Raw genomic sequence first — 13,279 nt, 5'->3', positions numbered from 1 at the left:
TCCCTAGACGCCAGGCGTGGACAACGCGTCCGTCCGGTCCGTCGGCGCGGACACGGCCAGCGGCACGGTGAGGGTGAGCAGCCCACCGTCGCGCACCGCCGTCGCGGGCTGACCCAGCCGGTGCACGGTGCGAAGCATGGGGTCGTTGCTGGCCTGGACGTGCAGCACCAGCGCTGAATACCCGGCCCGGTCGGCGTGCCGAACCAGCCGGCGCAGCAACGCCGAGCCGAGCCCGCGCCGCTGCCAGTCGTCCCGCACCAGCAACGCCACCTCGGCCTCGTCACCCTCGCCGAGCAGGTTCGCCATGGCGACCACCGACTCGTCGGAGCCGGTGGTGGTGGCGAGCAGCGTCAACCCCCGGCTCGGCTCCAGCAGCCGACGCAGGCGGGCCGGCTGCGGCAACGCCGTCCCGCCCAGATAACGCCGCTGCCGGCTGCGCGGCGCGCACGCCTCGTGCAGCTCCACGACGCCGGACAGATCGTGGGCGCTGGCCGGCCGGACGGCCACCTCCGCGCCGTCGGGCAGCACCAGTGTGACCTGTTCGGCGGCCCGGCGCGCCACGGTGGCGGACAGCTCGACCAGGGCCTGCGCCCGCGCGTACTCCGCCGGGGTGAAGTCGGGAGCGGCCCGGCGCAGCGCGAACGAGCCGCCCGCCGGGTCGGCCAGCAACATGCTGGCCCCGGTGATCCCCCGTTCGACGCCGACCGACGCTGGTCGCCAGCTGACGACGTCGGCAGCGAGCAGCGTCCGCAGCGTCTCGCCCGTCGCGTCCGGGTCACGGACCAGCCGGTTGGCCAGCCCGAGCACCCGGGTGGGCTGGTCGGCCAGACCACGCGCCTCGCTGCGCGTCACCCAGCAGTCCCGACCCCGACCCCGCTCGACGGCGGCGATCAGCTCGGCCTCGTCGAGCGCGTCCGGCGCGTCGACCAGGAAGTCGTCCACCGCGCCCTGCTCGGTGGGCTGCACCTGCACGGTGAGGATGTTGACCCCGCGCAGCGCGAGGCTCGCCGTGAGCACCGACAGGTAACCCGGTCGGTCGTCCACCGTCGCTCGGATCCGCCACAACGTCATGGTTGGCTCCCTTCCCCGGTAAGAGCCTCACCCCGGCCTGTTGCCGCCCGGTTGCCCGGCGGTGTCGACCCGGGAACTCCTCGGGCCGCTCAGGGGCCGGCGACCACCGGGGGCGCGCCGACGAGATCGAGTCGGTCACCGAGGATCACCGCGCAGGCGCGAACGAGCTGGGTGAGCCGATCCACCTCGGTGCTGTGGAACGAGGCGGCGGAGAGGGTCTCGCTGCGCTCGCGGGCCACCACCAGCACCAGGCCCGCCCGGCCGAACGGGGCGATCGCGTGGTGGGTGCCGTCGGGCGTGGTCATCGACCGACCGCGCAGCGGGGTCACCTCCGGCAACCGCGGGGGTACGGGGGCACGCCAGCTCGCGTGCCCCACTGTCGCCCCGCCGCCCCCGGTCCGCGAGGCCCAGTCGACAGGCACCACGGCCGCCACCGCCCAGTCGGCGGCCAACAGCCCGGGCACCGCGTCGACCAGGGTGGCCAACCCGTCGGCCGGGTTGGCCGCGACCTGGGCCAACAGCTCCGCGTCCTGGCCGGTGGTGGTGGGCGCGCCGATCGCCCGCCACACACCGTCCACCCGGACCCCCGGTATCGCCGCGAGGCCGGCCAGCAGCCGCTCCACCCGCGCCGCACCCGGCCAGACGACAGTGAAATCGTCCACCGCCCGCCCGCCGAGCCGTTCGAGGACCACCACCTGGACGATGTCCGCCCCGGAGACGCCCAACGTGCGGGCGACCTGGCCGAGGGTGCCCGGACGGTCCGGCAGGGTGACCCGAACTCGCAGCAACATGTCTGTCCCTCCGCTCGGCGGGCCGGCGAAAGAAAGCGGCCGGCAGGCTGGTCCCAGCCTGGTAGTTGACCATTTCGTCCCTGTTGCAGAGGCATGTCCCGAGGGGAAATTCTGACCTTGACAACGTGAGCGGGCTGCCATCAACTAGTCGGATGAGCGATCCGGCCGTCGATGCGCCCCGGCCGGAGGCCGTCTCCGTCTCCCCAGCGGGGCTGGCCCTGGACCGTCTCGCCGACCACCTGGCGGAGCACCGACCCGAGCTGGCCGACGGGCCGCTGCGGGCCCAGCTGATCGCGGGCGGCAAGTCCAACCTCACCTACCTGTTGCGCCTCGGCGACCGCGAGGTCGTGCTGCGCCGCCCCCCACTGGGGCACGTGCTGGCGACCGCGCACGACATGGCGCGCGAGTTCCGGGTCATCTCGGCGCTGGCGCCGACCGATGTGCCGGTCCCGGGGACGCTGCTGCTCTGCACCGACCCCGAGGTGATCGGCGCGCCGTTCTACCTGATGGAGCGGATGCCCGGCGAGGTGTTCCGCACCCGCGCGCAGACCGACCCGCTGGGCGACGAGCGCCGTCGGGCCCTCGCCATGGCGATGATGGACACGCTCGCCGCGCTGCACAGCGTCGAGCCGTCCGCTGTCGGGTTGGGTGACTTCGGCCGCCCCGAGGGCTACCTCGCCCGGCAGGTGCGCCGCTGGGCCGGGCAACTCGACCGCTCCCGCAGCCGCCCACTGCCCGGCATCGACGAGCTGCGCGACCTGCTCGCGGCGACCGCCCCGGAGGGCGCGAACGCCGGCCGGATCGTGCACGGCGACTACCGGCTGGACAACCTCCTCGCCTCGGCCGACCCGGTCGCCGTGCACGCGGTGCTCGACTGGGAGATGGCCACCCTCGGCGACCCCCTCGCCGACCTGGGGCTGCTGCTGACCTACTGGGACGTGCTGGGCGGCAGCGACACCGCCGCGGGCAACCCCGTCGCCGACGGGCTCGGCCCGCGCGCCGGCTTCCCCACCGGCAGCGAGCTGATCGACAGGTACGCCGGACGCAGCGATGTCGACGTCGGGCCACTGCACTGGCACGTGGCGCTTGGCTGTTTCAAGCTCGCGGTCATCTGCGAGGGCATCCACTACCGCCACACGCTCGGGCAGACGCTCGGCGAGGGCTTCGACCGGATCGGCGAGATGGTGGCACCGCTGGTCGCGCACGGGCTGACCGCCGCCAGGGAGCGGTGATGGACTTCTCATTCGACAGCCGGACCGAGGAGCTGCGTGACGAGCTGAGCCGGTTCCTGACCGAGCACGTCTACCCGGCCGAGGCCGTGCACGCCGAGCAGGTGGCCACCGGGGACCCGTGGTCGCGTACCCCGGTGCTGGCCGAGCTGAAGGCGGAGGCCCGCAAGCGCGGCCTGTGGAACCTCTTCCTGCCCGACCCGCGCTACGGCGCCGGCCTGACCAACCTCCAGTACGCTCCCCTGGCCGAGCTGACCGGGCGCAGCCCGCATCTCGCGCCGGAGGCGGTCAACTGCGCGGCACCGGACACCGGCAACATGGAGTTGCTGGCCGAGTTCGGCTCGGAGGCGCAGCAGAAGCGCTGGCTGATGCCGCTGCTGGAGGGCGAGATCCGTTCCGCGTTCTGCATGACCGAGCCGGACGTCGCATCCTCCGACGCCACAAACATCGCCACCTCGATCACCCGCGACGGCGACGAGTACGTCATCAACGGCCGCAAGTGGTGGTCCTCCGGCGCGATGGACCCGCGCTGCGAGATCTTCATCGTGATGGGCAAGACCGACCCCACCGCCGACCGGCACCGCCAGCAGAGCATGGTGCTGGTCCCCCGCGACACCCCCGGGGTGAACGTCCGTCGGGGCATGAGCGTCTTCGGCTACACCGACGGTTCGCACGGCGGGCACGCCGAGATCGACTTCACCGACGTCCGGGTGCCGGCGGAGAACCTGATCGGCGCCGAGGGCACCGGTTTCGCCATCGCCCAGGCCCGGCTGGGGCCGGGCCGGATCCACCACTGCATGCGATTGATCGGAATGGCTGAGCGGGCACTGGAGCTGCTCTGCAAGCGGGCGCTCGGGCGCATCGCGTTCGGCCGGCCGCTGGCCGAGCAGGGCGTCGTCCGCGAGTGGATCGCCGAGTCCCGGGTCCGCATCGAGCAGGCCCGGCTACTCGTGCTCAAGACGGCCTGGCTGATGGACACCGTCGGCAACAAGGGCGCGCACACCGAGATCCAAGCCATCAAGATCGGCACGCCGGCGATGGCGGAGTGGGTGATCGACAAGGCCATCCAGGGGTACGGCGGCGCGGGCGTCAGCCAGGACACCCCACTGGCCGCCCTCTGGGCGCAAACCCGCACCCTGCGCCTCGCCGACGGCCCCGACGAGGTCCACCGCAACTCCCTGGCCAAGCGCGAACTCCGCCGCTGGACCCCCTAACCCGCCCCCAGGCCCCCACCCGCCCACCCGCCCCCCCACCCCTCCCGCCCCCTCGTTGATCATGAAGTTATTGCCCTCCGCCTCGGCGTGTCATGGCAATAACTTCATGATCAACCGGGGGGTGGGGGTGGGGGTGCCCCAGGGGGGTCCGGGGTGGGGTGGGGTGGGGTGGGGTTAGGCGGAGGCTCGGTGGACCAGTTGGGTGTCCAGGAGGATGTGGGAGGCGGGTAGCTCCTCGCCACGGATCCGGGCCACCAGCAGGCGGGCCATCTGCCGGCCCATCTCCTCCACCGGCTGGAAGACAGTGGTCAGCGGCGGCTCCGCCCGCAGGGCGATCGTCGCGTCGTCGAAGCCGATCACCGCGACGTCCTGCGGCACGCGCCGGCCGGCCTCGCGCAGGGTACGCAGCGCACCGAACGCCATCAGGTCGGAGGCGACGAAGACCGCGTCCAGATCCGGGCAGGCATCCAGCAGCCGACGCATGGCGGCCGCGCCGCTGCCCTCGCTGAAGTCGCCGTACGCGATCAGGTCGGGGTTGACACCAGCCCCGGTGGCCTTGACCGCCTCGGTGTAGCCGGTCAACCGGGCCAGGCCCACGCCCATGTCCTGCGTACCGGCGATGGTGGCGATGCGTCGCCGGCCCTGCCTCGCCAGGTACTCCACCGCCTGCCGGGCCCCGCCAACGTTGTCCACGTCGACAAACCAGGCCGGTTGGGCGCCCGGTTGCAGCATTCGGGCGGGCCGACCGCCGAGGACGGCGGGCAGGCCGCGCTCCTCCAGCAGCGTCGGCAGCGGGTCGGAGTCGTGCAACGACAGCAGCAGTACGCCGTCGACGTGCTGGTTGGTGAGGTGGTGCTCGACCCGCTCCCGCTCCACCGGCGACTGTGCCATGGCAAGCCAGAGCTGCATCGGCGTCTCCAGCAGCCCCGAGCTGATCCCCCGCACGATCGCGGCGAAGAACGGCTCGGTGAAGACCCGCTCGCCGGATTCGGACACCACAAGCGCGACGGAGTCGGTCCGCTGGGTGACGAGCGCACGGGCGGCCCGGTTCGGCACGTACCCCAGCTCCGCGATGGCCTGTTGGACCGCGGCCCGGGCCTCCGGGCTGACCTGGGGCGAGCCGTTGACCACGCGGGAGACCGTGCCCCGACCGACGCCGGCACGCGCCGCGACCGCGTCAAGGGTCGGGCGCCCGAGCGACCGGGTGCGCTGCGTTGTCATCGTCTGCTCCTCCGACGGCGGGCGGACCCGGCGCCACCTGCGAGAGGTGGACGCCGGGGCCGTCCTGATGGCTGGCCCGAGCCTATTGTGCGGCCAGACCGTTGCGCCGGATCACCGAGGCGTACCACTTGGCGCTGGACTTGGGGGTGCGGACCTGGCTGTCATAGTCGACGTGGATCATGCCGAACCGCTTGGTGTAGCCCCAGGCCCACTCGAAATTATCCATCAACGACCAGGCAAAGTATCCCCGCAAGGGCACCCCTGCGTCGATCGCCTCGTGGGCGGCTCGCAGGTGGGCGTCGAAGTAGGCCAGCCGGTCGACGTCGTCGACCTGCCCGTCGACCACCGAGTCGACGAACGCGGAACCGTTTTCGGTGACGTACAGGGGCAGGTCGGTGTACCCGTGCACCCGGCGCAGCGTCTCGGTCAGGCCCGGGGCGTCGATCTCCCAGCCCATGTCGGTGACCGGGACTCCGCGGGTAACGAATCGGACATCCTCGCTGCCCGGCCAGCACGAGGGGGTCGGGTCGGCCTCGACGCCCTCGACCGGTGCGGCGACCACGTGCCGGCTGTAGTAGTTGACCCCGACCAGGTCCAGCGGCGTGGAGATGGTCGCCAGGTCGCCGTCGCGCACGTGGTCGAAGTCGGTCACCGTGCTGAGGTCGGCCACCAGGTCCTCCGGGTAGGACCCACGCAGCAGCGGGTCCAGGAAGAACCGGTTGGCCAACCCGTCGATCCGCCGGGCGGCGTCGGAGTCGGCGGGGGTGTCGCTGGCCGGGTCGACCGGGTAGAGGTTGACGGTCACGCCCACCTCGGCGGTCGGCCGGACGGCCCGCAGTGCCTGCACGGCCAGGCCGTGACCGAGCATCAGGTGGTGTCCGGCACGCACCGAGGCCGCTCCGTCGGTGCGGCCGGGGGCGTGCACCCCGGAGCCGTAGCCGAGGAACGCGGAGCACCACGGTTCGTTCAGCGTGGTCCAGTAGCGCACCCGGTCACCGAGCGCGTCGGCCACCAGCGTGGTGTAGTCGGCGAAGCGGGCCGCGGTGTCCCGGGCCGGCCAGCCGCCGGCGTCTTCCAGCGGCTGCGGCAGATCCCAGTGGTAGAGGGTGAGCCACGGCTCGATGCCGTTGGCCAACAGCTCGTCGACCAGTCGCCGGTAGAAGTCCAGACCCTGTGGGTTGGCCGCGCCGGCGCCGCCGGGCTGCACCCGGGACCAGGAGACCGAGAAACGGTACGACTTCAGGCCCAGCTCGGCCATCAGCGCGACGTCGTCGCCGAGGCGGTGGTAGTGGTCGCACGCCACGTCCCCGGTGTGCCCGAGGAGGACCCGACCCTCGGTGTGGCTGAAGGTGTCCCAGATCGACGGGGTACGGCCGTCCACGGCCGCAGCCCCCTCGATCTGGTACGCCGCCGTCGCGGCCCCCCAGAGGAATCCGGGTGGAAAGGTCAGCCCGGGGCGCTCGTCGAGGACGTCGACGGCGGGTGGGCTGGCGGGGTTGCTCACGACTTGACGGCACCTTCCATGATCCCGCCGATGATCTGGCGGCCAAACACGAGAAAGACGATTACCAGGGGGATGGTGCCGATCGCCGTGGCGGCGAACACCTGGGAGTAGTCGGTGTAGTAGGCGTACGAGAGGAAGGAGAGCGAGACCTGCAGGGTCGGGTTCTCCGGGGTGAGGATGGCGTACGGCCAGAGGAACGAGTTCCAGGTCTCCATGAAGGTCAGCAGACCGAGCACGCCGGCGGCGGGGCGCAGCGCGGGCAGCACGATGCTCCAGTAGATCCGGAACGTGCTCGCCCCGTCGACCCGACCGGCCTCGATCAGCTCGTCGGAGATCGCCTGGCTGGCGTACTGGCGCATCATGAACACGCCGAAGCCGGTGACCAGGAACGGCACGGTGACCGCGTAGAGGGTGTCGTACCACCCCAGGTCCTGCATCATGCCCCAGAGCGGGAGGAGCCCCATCTGGGTCGGGATCATCATGGTGACGATGATCGACAGCAGGAGGGCGTTGCTGCCCTTGAACCGCAGCTTGGCGAAGGCGAACCCGGCCAGCGAACCGGTGAGCACCACCGACAGGGTGACCACCGAGGAGACGATGACCGAGTTCATCATGCCGGTGAAGAAGTTGGCGGCGTCGTTGTCGAGCACCCGCTGGAAGTTGTCACCGAACGCCCCGGCGGGGGTGATCGGTGGCGGCACGTCGTTGATCGCGTCCAGGCTGCGAGTGGCAATCACCAGCATGTAGTAGAACGGGTAGATCGACAGCAGCGCCGCCAGGACGAGCGCCACGTAGGTCAGCGGACTTGTGCGCCACAGGCGCTGGGAGGCCGAGGTCATCGATCTCTCCTCACTTCGCCGAGCGGCGGACGAGTAGGAAGTTGAACAGCGCCACCACGACGATGATCATGAAGATCGCCCAGGCGACAGCGGCTCCGTAACCGGCGGTGCTCAGGTTCTCGATGCCCATCTCGTACATGTACATGGCCAGCGTCTGGAACTCCCGCTGGTTGCCACCGAGGATGTTGCCGTTGGCAAAGAGCAGGGGCTCGGTGAAGAGCTGCATGCCGCCGATCGTGGAGAGGATGACCACGAAGATGAAGGTGGGCTTGAGCATCGGCAGGGTGATCTGCCAGAACTGCCGCCACGGGCTGGCGCCGTCGATCGCCGCGGCCTCGTAGAGGTCCTTCGGGATCGCCTGCATGCCGGCCAGCAGGATCAGGGTGTTGTAACCGGTCCACCGCCAGTTGACCATCGTGGAGATGGCGAACCAGGAGCTCCACCGCTGCCCGTCCCAGTCGACCGCGTCGACACCGACGAGGCTGAGCAGCCAGTTGAACAGGCCGAACTCCTTCTGGAACAGCATCCCGAAGACGATCGCGACCGCCGCCACCGACACCACGTTCGGCACGAAGATGGCCATCCGGAAGAAGGTCTTGCCGCGCAGGAAGGTCCGGTTGAGCAGGTTCGCCAGGAAGAGGGCGAGCAACAACTGCGGGATGGTCGACAGGGCGAAGATGCCCAACGTGTTGACCAGCGCGTTCCAGAAGTACTCGTCGGACACGAGCCGGGTGTAGTTGTCGAAGCCGATGAACGTGTGGTCGCCGATCATGTCCCAGTCGTGCAGGGACATCCAGGCGGTACGCAGCATCGGGTACAACCCGAACACGCCGAAGATCACAAAGAACGGGGCGATGTAGAGGTACGGCGAGTACTTGACGTCGAGGCGGTTGAGGAGCCTTCCCCGGCGACGTCGGTGAGAGGCGTCAGGAGAAGGTGGTGCTGCTGGCGACGGCCGTGCCGTCGTGGCCGACAGGCTCATGCGAATTTCCTTTTCCGGCGAGGCCCGGGGGCCCTCGCGCAGGGCACTACGCGGAGGGGACCGGCCGGTGGCGTCCGGGAAGTCCCGAACGCCACCGGCAGGGGATCACTCAGAAGGCACCCTGAGTCTTTGCGTCCTTCGTGAACTGCTCCCAGGCCTTCGCCTTGTCGGCCTGCCCGCTCTCGAACGCCCGCAGGGCCGGCTCGAAGGCGTTCTCCTTCACCGCCTGGTGCTTCGGGCCCAGGTGGGTCGGCTGGATCTTGGCGACGCTCTCACCGAAGATCTTGCCGGTCGGCGCGTTGCTGAAGTACTCGTTGGTGTAGCCGAGGAACGTCTCGTTCTTCAGCGCCTCCAGGTTGGTGGGCAGCGGGCCCTTCAGCTTGAAGGCCTCCACCTGGCTCTTGGCGTTGGTCAGGTACTCGGCGAGCTTCGCCGCCTCCTTCGGGTACTTGCTCTGCGCCGGAACCGCGAGCCACGAGCCGCCCCAGTTACCGCCGCCGCCCGGAACGGCCGCGACATCCCACTTGCCCTTGTTGGCGGCACCGGAGTTGTCCGAAACGATGCCGAGCATCCAGGACGGGCAGAAGGTGGCCGCGAAGGTGCCCTGCTTGAAGCCACCCGACCACTCCGGCGACCAGGTCTGCGCCTTGGCCGAGATGTCCGCCATCGACGTGGCGGTGTCCCAGGCGTTCTTCACCGCGGGGCTGGTGTCCGCGATGATGTTGTCTTCCTTGTCGTAGAACAGGTCACCGTTGCCCTGGAACATCACACCGTTGGAGACGGCGGTGATCGAGTCGACGAACGCCTTGCCGGTGGCCTGCTTGTACTTCAGACCGGCGTCGTGGAAGCCCTTCCAGTCCGGCCAGAGCGCCGACACCTGGTCGCGCTCGGTGGGCAGACCGGCGGCCTGGAACAGGTCCTTGCGGTAGCAGACGGCGAGGCTGCCGACGTCGGTCGGCAGGCCGATCAGCCGACCGTCCTGCGCCTTGCCCAGCTCCCACTTCCAGGGCAGGAACTCCTTGGAGTGGTCGGCGATCAACGGGTTGAGGTCGGCCCAGTTGCGCGCGTTGGGCTTGAACTCGTTGAGGATGCCCTCTTCCAGGGCGGTGACGTCCGCCGCGCCCTTGCCGGTGGCAAGGTAGCGAACCAGCTTCGGCCGGTACTCGCTGAGCTGCGCGGTCTTGCGCAGCTCGACCTTGATGCCGGTGTCCTTCTCGTACTGCTTGACGAGCTCGTCGTAACCGAACTCGCTGAAGGTGTCGACGACCAACTTGGCTGGCTTCTCGCCAGCCGCCGGCTTGTCGTCGTCGTTGCCGCAGGCTGCGAGACCGCCGATAGCGGTGATCGCGGCCAGGGCAGCGGCCGCCAGGCGGGTACGCCGCGTGGTGACACTCATGCGCTGACCCCTCTTTCCGGTGGTGAGGCTGATGTGTGTGGTGGGGGGTGTCTCATCGCGCCAGGCCGGGGGATGCGTGAGTGACCCATGCCACCCTCGGGAGCGCTCCCATGAGATTGCCGGCGGGTAACGGGAGTGTCAATAGGACGTTGGGAGCGTTCCCAGATCGTTACCGCTGATCACTGCAACACCACCCACCCCAAAGGCACCCCCCGCCCCTCCCCTGGTGATCAAGAAGTTTCGGTCCGGAATCGCGGCTCCGCCGACGCAACCTTCTTGATCAACAGCGGGTGGGGACGGTTAGCAGAAGCGGCGGAGGAGGGTGGTCGCGCGGTCGGGGTCGAAGCGGGACGGGACGAAGGCGGAACCCGCCCAGTCGCGCAGCATCGCGTGGCGGGAGCCGACGACGTCGGCTGCGTCGGTCGGGTCGTCCAGGGCTTCCAGGAGTGCCTGGTAACCGGACGGGCCGCCGATACCCTCCGGCGGGCACGCCCGCTCGCCGGCCAGGCAGACCGGGTACCGCTCGTCGGGGTCAGCGGTCAGCGCGTCCTCCACGACCAGGTCGTGCTCCCACCAGTCGCCGAAGTCGTACGTGTAGGAGAACCGGCTGCCCTTGCCCAGCACCGCGTCGAGCCGCACGTCCAGTTCGTCGTGCAGCGCCAACTCCCCATCCGGGTCGGGCTCGCCGTACTGCACCGCGTCGATCTCGAACGAGTGCAGGTGGCAGTCCCGCCAACCCATCGCGTGCTGCGTCACCCGGTGCAGCCGGTCCAGCGTGTAGCCGGCCGGCACGAGCACCCGGCGCCACACCGGCGGGCGGGCCCCGGCGAGGGTCATCTTCATCTGGAAGATCTGACGCGGCATGCTGTCCTGTCCTCCCGCGGCTTAGGCTGCGAGCATGATCTGCCGAGCGTGCCGGGCCCGGCGACACGACGACTGCCCGGGCCGGAACTGGTGCGACTGCCAGCACCGTACCGCCGAACCCACCCCTCCGGTCACCGGTCCGGCCGGCGAATGACCGTCGGAATGCCGATCCGGCGGCTCTGGCCGGCCCCGTCGACGCAGCCGCTCGACGACACCGCGCTGACCGGCCTCTACGGCCGCGCCGACGAGCCCCACCTGCGGGTGAACTTCGTGGCCAGCCTGGACGGCGCGGTCACCGTGGACGGCTACTCCGCCGGGCTCTCCGGCGAGCCGGACAAGCGGGTGTTCGGCCTGCTGCGGATGGTCTGCGACGCCCTGGTGGTGGCCGCCGGCACGCTCCGCCACGAGGGGTACCGGGCGGTCCGCCTCGACGAGCGCCGCCGCGCCTGGCGGCGCGCCAACGGGCTGGCCGAGTACCCGACGCTCGTGGTCGTCTCCGGTTCGCTCGACCTGGACCCGGCGCAGGCCGCCTTCGCCGACGCGCCGACCCGCCCGGTGGTGCTCACCCACGCCGACGCCGAGCCGCCGCCCGGGCTCACCGACGTCGCCGACGTGCTGAGCTGCGGCACGGAACGGGTCGACCTGGCCGCCGGCCTCGCCGAGCTGCACCGACGCGGGCTGACCCAACTGCTCTGCGAGGGCGGCCCGCACCTGCTCGGCGCGCTCACCGCCGCCGACCTGGTGGACGAGCTGTGCCTCACCGTCGCACCGCTGCTCGCCGGGCCCGGCCCCGGCCGGATCACCGCCGGCGACGCCGCACCGCCCCGGCACCTGCCACTGCGGCACGTGCTCGCCGCCGACGACGGCGTCCTCCTGCTGCGCCACGCCCGCTCGGGAGATCTCAGTCGATGAGCACCGCCCCGGGAGCCCACGGGATCTGGTATCGCCGGCCGTCCTCGGTGCTCGCCCAGACCTGCACCTCTTCGTACGGCTCGGCGGCGACCACCTCGACCACCGCGCCCCGCGGCGCCGCGCCGAGCGGATGCGGCACGCCGTTGGCGACGACCTCGACGGTACGCCCCGGCGGTGCCTGGGCCAGGACGTAGAGCCGACCACCGGAGCGCCGGGCCACGGCCACGCCCAGCCCACCGCCGGTGGATCTGACGGTCGCGCAGACCACGTCACCGTCGACGCATGCCAGGTCGTACGAGAGGTGGTCGAGCAAACGGCGCGGTTCGCCCCCGTCCGGGGCGACCAGGACCTCGGCCACCTGTCCCCGGGCGGCCCGCTCCTCGGCGCGTGGTTCGCTTCGGATCAGCACGAGCGTCTCCGTCCCGACCCGGCCGACCGCCACGACCTGCGCCTGCGTCAACGGTCGACCGTCGGGACCGACGATCCCGACCGGAACCTCGGCGGCGGCGATCGGCCCGGTGCCGCCGCCCTCGCCACCGCCCGGCCCCAGTTGCGCGAGCAGCAGTGCCCCGGCGGCGACCACCACGGCCACCGTGCCGCCCGACAGCAGCAGACGCGAACGGCGACGCGCCCGGCTTCTCGTGGCGACCCGTTGGGCGAGACCGGGAGGCAGCTCCACGGTCGCGACGGCGTGGTCGAGCAGGGCGGCCACCTCGTGGTCACGCATGGTTCTCCTCCGCGAGGTCGAGGTCGAGTGGGGAAACACCTGTCGCCTCCAGTCGGGCCCGCAGGCGGTGCAGACCACGGGAGGCCTGGCTCTTCACCGAGCCCACGGAACACTCCAGCTCGGCAGCTGCCTCCGCCTCGGAGAAGCCAAGCCAGTACCGGACCACCACCACCGCCCGCATCCGGGGTGGAAGCTCACGCAGTGCCGTCAGCAGCAGCTCCCGGTCGTCGACCCGGGTCATCTCATCCTGCTGCGGCAGGGCGTCCGGAAGGCCGGCGACCCGACGTCGGTTCCACGGCGAGCGCCACCGGCTGACCAACCGGTTGGTCATCGCGCGACGCAGGTAGGCCTCCGGCTGCCGTTGCCGAACCACGTGCCAGCGCGGATACGCCTGCTCCAGCACCTCCTGCAGCAGGTCCTCGGCGTCCGCCCGCTGCCCGGTGATCAGTACGGCGAAGCGGAGCAGTCGCGGACCGCTCGTCGCGACGAACGCGCCGAAGTCCTCATTCATAAGTGCTCCATGCCTAGG

The 13,279-nt window shown here is 70.9% G+C and carries 13 protein-coding genes; 3 read left to right on the top strand and 10 right to left on the bottom strand.

The features are described 5' to 3' along the window. Window positions 1-3: 3 nt before the first annotated feature. Together ACLQ3B_RS31525 and ACLQ3B_RS31520 are read right to left on the bottom strand one after the other, a co-directional pair. Entirely contained in the window at window positions 4-1,071 is a 1,068-nt protein-coding gene (locus ACLQ3B_RS31525; RefSeq protein WP_425784312.1) for a GNAT family N-acetyltransferase, read from the bottom strand. Between the two features lie 89 nt (window positions 1,072-1,160). After that, window positions 1,161-1,862 carry an amino acid-binding protein gene (locus ACLQ3B_RS31520; RefSeq protein ID WP_425784311.1) on the bottom strand — a complete coding sequence of 234 codons (702 nt, stop codon included), beginning with the start codon at window positions 1,860-1,862 and terminating at the stop codon, window positions 1,161-1,163. A gap of 152 nt (window positions 1,863-2,014) precedes the next feature. Here ACLQ3B_RS31520 and ACLQ3B_RS31515 point away from each other — a divergent pair, with 152 nt between their 5' ends. Continuing rightward, the gene (locus tag ACLQ3B_RS31515; RefSeq protein WP_425784310.1) at window positions 2,015-3,094 is read left to right on the top strand and encodes a phosphotransferase family protein; all 1,080 of its coding nucleotides are present in this window, start codon (window positions 2,015-2,017) and stop codon (window positions 3,092-3,094) included. Further along, window positions 3,094-4,305: an acyl-CoA dehydrogenase family protein gene (locus ACLQ3B_RS31510; RefSeq protein WP_425784309.1), complete on the top strand. Its 1,212-nt coding sequence runs from the start codon at window positions 3,094-3,096 to the stop codon at window positions 4,303-4,305. Before ACLQ3B_RS31515 ends, ACLQ3B_RS31510 begins: the two co-directional genes overlap by 1 nt. Before the next feature lie 174 nt (window positions 4,306-4,479). Here the strand turns inward: ACLQ3B_RS31510 and ACLQ3B_RS31505 are convergent, their stop codons facing one another. The 6 genes from ACLQ3B_RS31505 to ACLQ3B_RS31480 all read right to left on the bottom strand — a co-directional run bounded on the left by ACLQ3B_RS31505 (window position 4,480) and on the right by ACLQ3B_RS31480 (window position 11,111). Then, window positions 4,480-5,526 (bottom strand): LacI family DNA-binding transcriptional regulator, encoded by a 1,047-nt coding sequence (locus tag ACLQ3B_RS31505; RefSeq protein WP_238671913.1) that lies wholly within the window; start codon window positions 5,524-5,526, stop codon window positions 4,480-4,482. Window positions 5,527-5,608: 82 nt separating this feature from the next. Further along, window positions 5,609-7,030 carry a GH1 family beta-glucosidase gene (locus ACLQ3B_RS31500; protein ID WP_425784308.1) on the bottom strand — a complete coding sequence of 474 codons (1,422 nt, stop codon included), beginning with the start codon at window positions 7,028-7,030 and terminating at the stop codon, window positions 5,609-5,611. Then, window positions 7,027-7,869, bottom strand: coding sequence for a carbohydrate ABC transporter permease (locus ACLQ3B_RS31495; protein ID WP_425784307.1), 843 nt, complete (start codon window positions 7,867-7,869; stop codon window positions 7,027-7,029). Before ACLQ3B_RS31495 ends, ACLQ3B_RS31500 begins: the two co-directional genes overlap by 4 nt. Before the next feature lie 10 nt (window positions 7,870-7,879). Next, entirely contained in the window at window positions 7,880-8,851 is a 972-nt protein-coding gene (locus ACLQ3B_RS31490) for a carbohydrate ABC transporter permease (protein ID WP_425784306.1), read from the bottom strand. Window positions 8,852-8,960: 109 nt separating this feature from the next. Next, on the bottom strand, window positions 8,961-10,247 hold the full coding sequence (locus ACLQ3B_RS31485; protein ID WP_425784305.1) for an ABC transporter substrate-binding protein: 1,287 nt from the start codon (window positions 10,245-10,247) through the stop codon (window positions 8,961-8,963). A 300-nt stretch (window positions 10,248-10,547) separates the two neighbouring features. Further along, the gene (locus ACLQ3B_RS31480; RefSeq protein ID WP_425784304.1) at window positions 10,548-11,111 is read right to left on the bottom strand and encodes a plasmid pRiA4b ORF-3 family protein; all 564 of its coding nucleotides are present in this window, start codon (window positions 11,109-11,111) and stop codon (window positions 10,548-10,550) included. Between the two features lie 150 nt (window positions 11,112-11,261). Between ACLQ3B_RS31480 and ACLQ3B_RS31475 the strand changes: the two genes are divergently transcribed. Continuing rightward, window positions 11,262-12,023, top strand: a complete 762-nt coding sequence (locus ACLQ3B_RS31475; RefSeq protein WP_425784303.1) for a pyrimidine reductase family protein — start codon at window positions 11,262-11,264, stop codon at window positions 12,021-12,023. On the opposite strand, the gene ACLQ3B_RS31470 is transcribed toward ACLQ3B_RS31475, so the two are convergent. Further along, window positions 12,013-12,750 carry a hypothetical protein gene (locus ACLQ3B_RS31470; protein WP_425784302.1) on the bottom strand — a complete coding sequence of 246 codons (738 nt, stop codon included), beginning with the start codon at window positions 12,748-12,750 and terminating at the stop codon, window positions 12,013-12,015. The genes ACLQ3B_RS31475 and ACLQ3B_RS31470 overlap by 11 nt on opposite strands. Further along, on the bottom strand, window positions 12,743-13,261 hold the full coding sequence (locus ACLQ3B_RS31465; RefSeq protein WP_425784301.1) for a SigE family RNA polymerase sigma factor: 519 nt from the start codon (window positions 13,259-13,261) through the stop codon (window positions 12,743-12,745). Before ACLQ3B_RS31465 ends, ACLQ3B_RS31470 begins: the two co-directional genes overlap by 8 nt. Window positions 13,262-13,279 lie beyond the last annotated feature (18 nt).

Origin of the sequence: Micromonospora sp. DT53 (genome assembly GCF_049841535.1) — a bacterium.
Classification (GTDB): domain Bacteria; phylum Actinomycetota; class Actinomycetes; order Mycobacteriales; family Micromonosporaceae; genus Micromonospora.
Note: the sequence above shows the minus strand (reverse complement) of the source record. Positions and strands in the feature narration are given on the sequence as shown.

What these genes read in the sequence shown, in the direction of transcription:
- ACLQ3B_RS31525 (WP_425784312.1), bottom strand. Translation starts at nt 1,071, where the DNA reads ATGACGTTGTGGCGGATCCGAGCGACGGTGGACGACCGACCGGGTTAC.
- ACLQ3B_RS31520 (WP_425784311.1), bottom strand. Translation starts at nt 1,862, where the DNA reads ATGTTGCTGCGAGTTCGGGTCACCCTGCCGGACCGTCCGGGCACCCTC.
- ACLQ3B_RS31515 (WP_425784310.1), top strand. Translation starts at nt 2,015, where the DNA reads ATGAGCGATCCGGCCGTCGATGCGCCCCGGCCGGAGGCCGTCTCCGTC.
- ACLQ3B_RS31510 (WP_425784309.1), top strand. Translation starts at nt 3,094, where the DNA reads ATGGACTTCTCATTCGACAGCCGGACCGAGGAGCTGCGTGACGAGCTG.
- ACLQ3B_RS31505 (WP_238671913.1), bottom strand. Translation starts at nt 5,526, where the DNA reads ATGACAACGCAGCGCACCCGGTCGCTCGGGCGCCCGACCCTTGACGCG.
- ACLQ3B_RS31495 (WP_425784307.1), bottom strand. Translation starts at nt 7,869, where the DNA reads ATGACCTCGGCCTCCCAGCGCCTGTGGCGCACAAGTCCGCTGACCTAC.
- ACLQ3B_RS31490 (WP_425784306.1), bottom strand. Translation starts at nt 8,851, where the DNA reads ATGAGCCTGTCGGCCACGACGGCACGGCCGTCGCCAGCAGCACCACCT.
- ACLQ3B_RS31485 (WP_425784305.1), bottom strand. Translation starts at nt 10,247, where the DNA reads ATGAGTGTCACCACGCGGCGTACCCGCCTGGCGGCCGCTGCCCTGGCC.
- ACLQ3B_RS31480 (WP_425784304.1), bottom strand. Translation starts at nt 11,111, where the DNA reads ATGCCGCGTCAGATCTTCCAGATGAAGATGACCCTCGCCGGGGCCCGC.
- ACLQ3B_RS31475 (WP_425784303.1), top strand. Translation starts at nt 11,262, where the DNA reads ATGACCGTCGGAATGCCGATCCGGCGGCTCTGGCCGGCCCCGTCGACG.
- ACLQ3B_RS31470 (WP_425784302.1), bottom strand. Translation starts at nt 12,750, where the DNA reads ATGCGTGACCACGAGGTGGCCGCCCTGCTCGACCACGCCGTCGCGACC.
- ACLQ3B_RS31465 (WP_425784301.1), bottom strand. Translation starts at nt 13,261, where the DNA reads ATGAATGAGGACTTCGGCGCGTTCGTCGCGACGAGCGGTCCGCGACTG.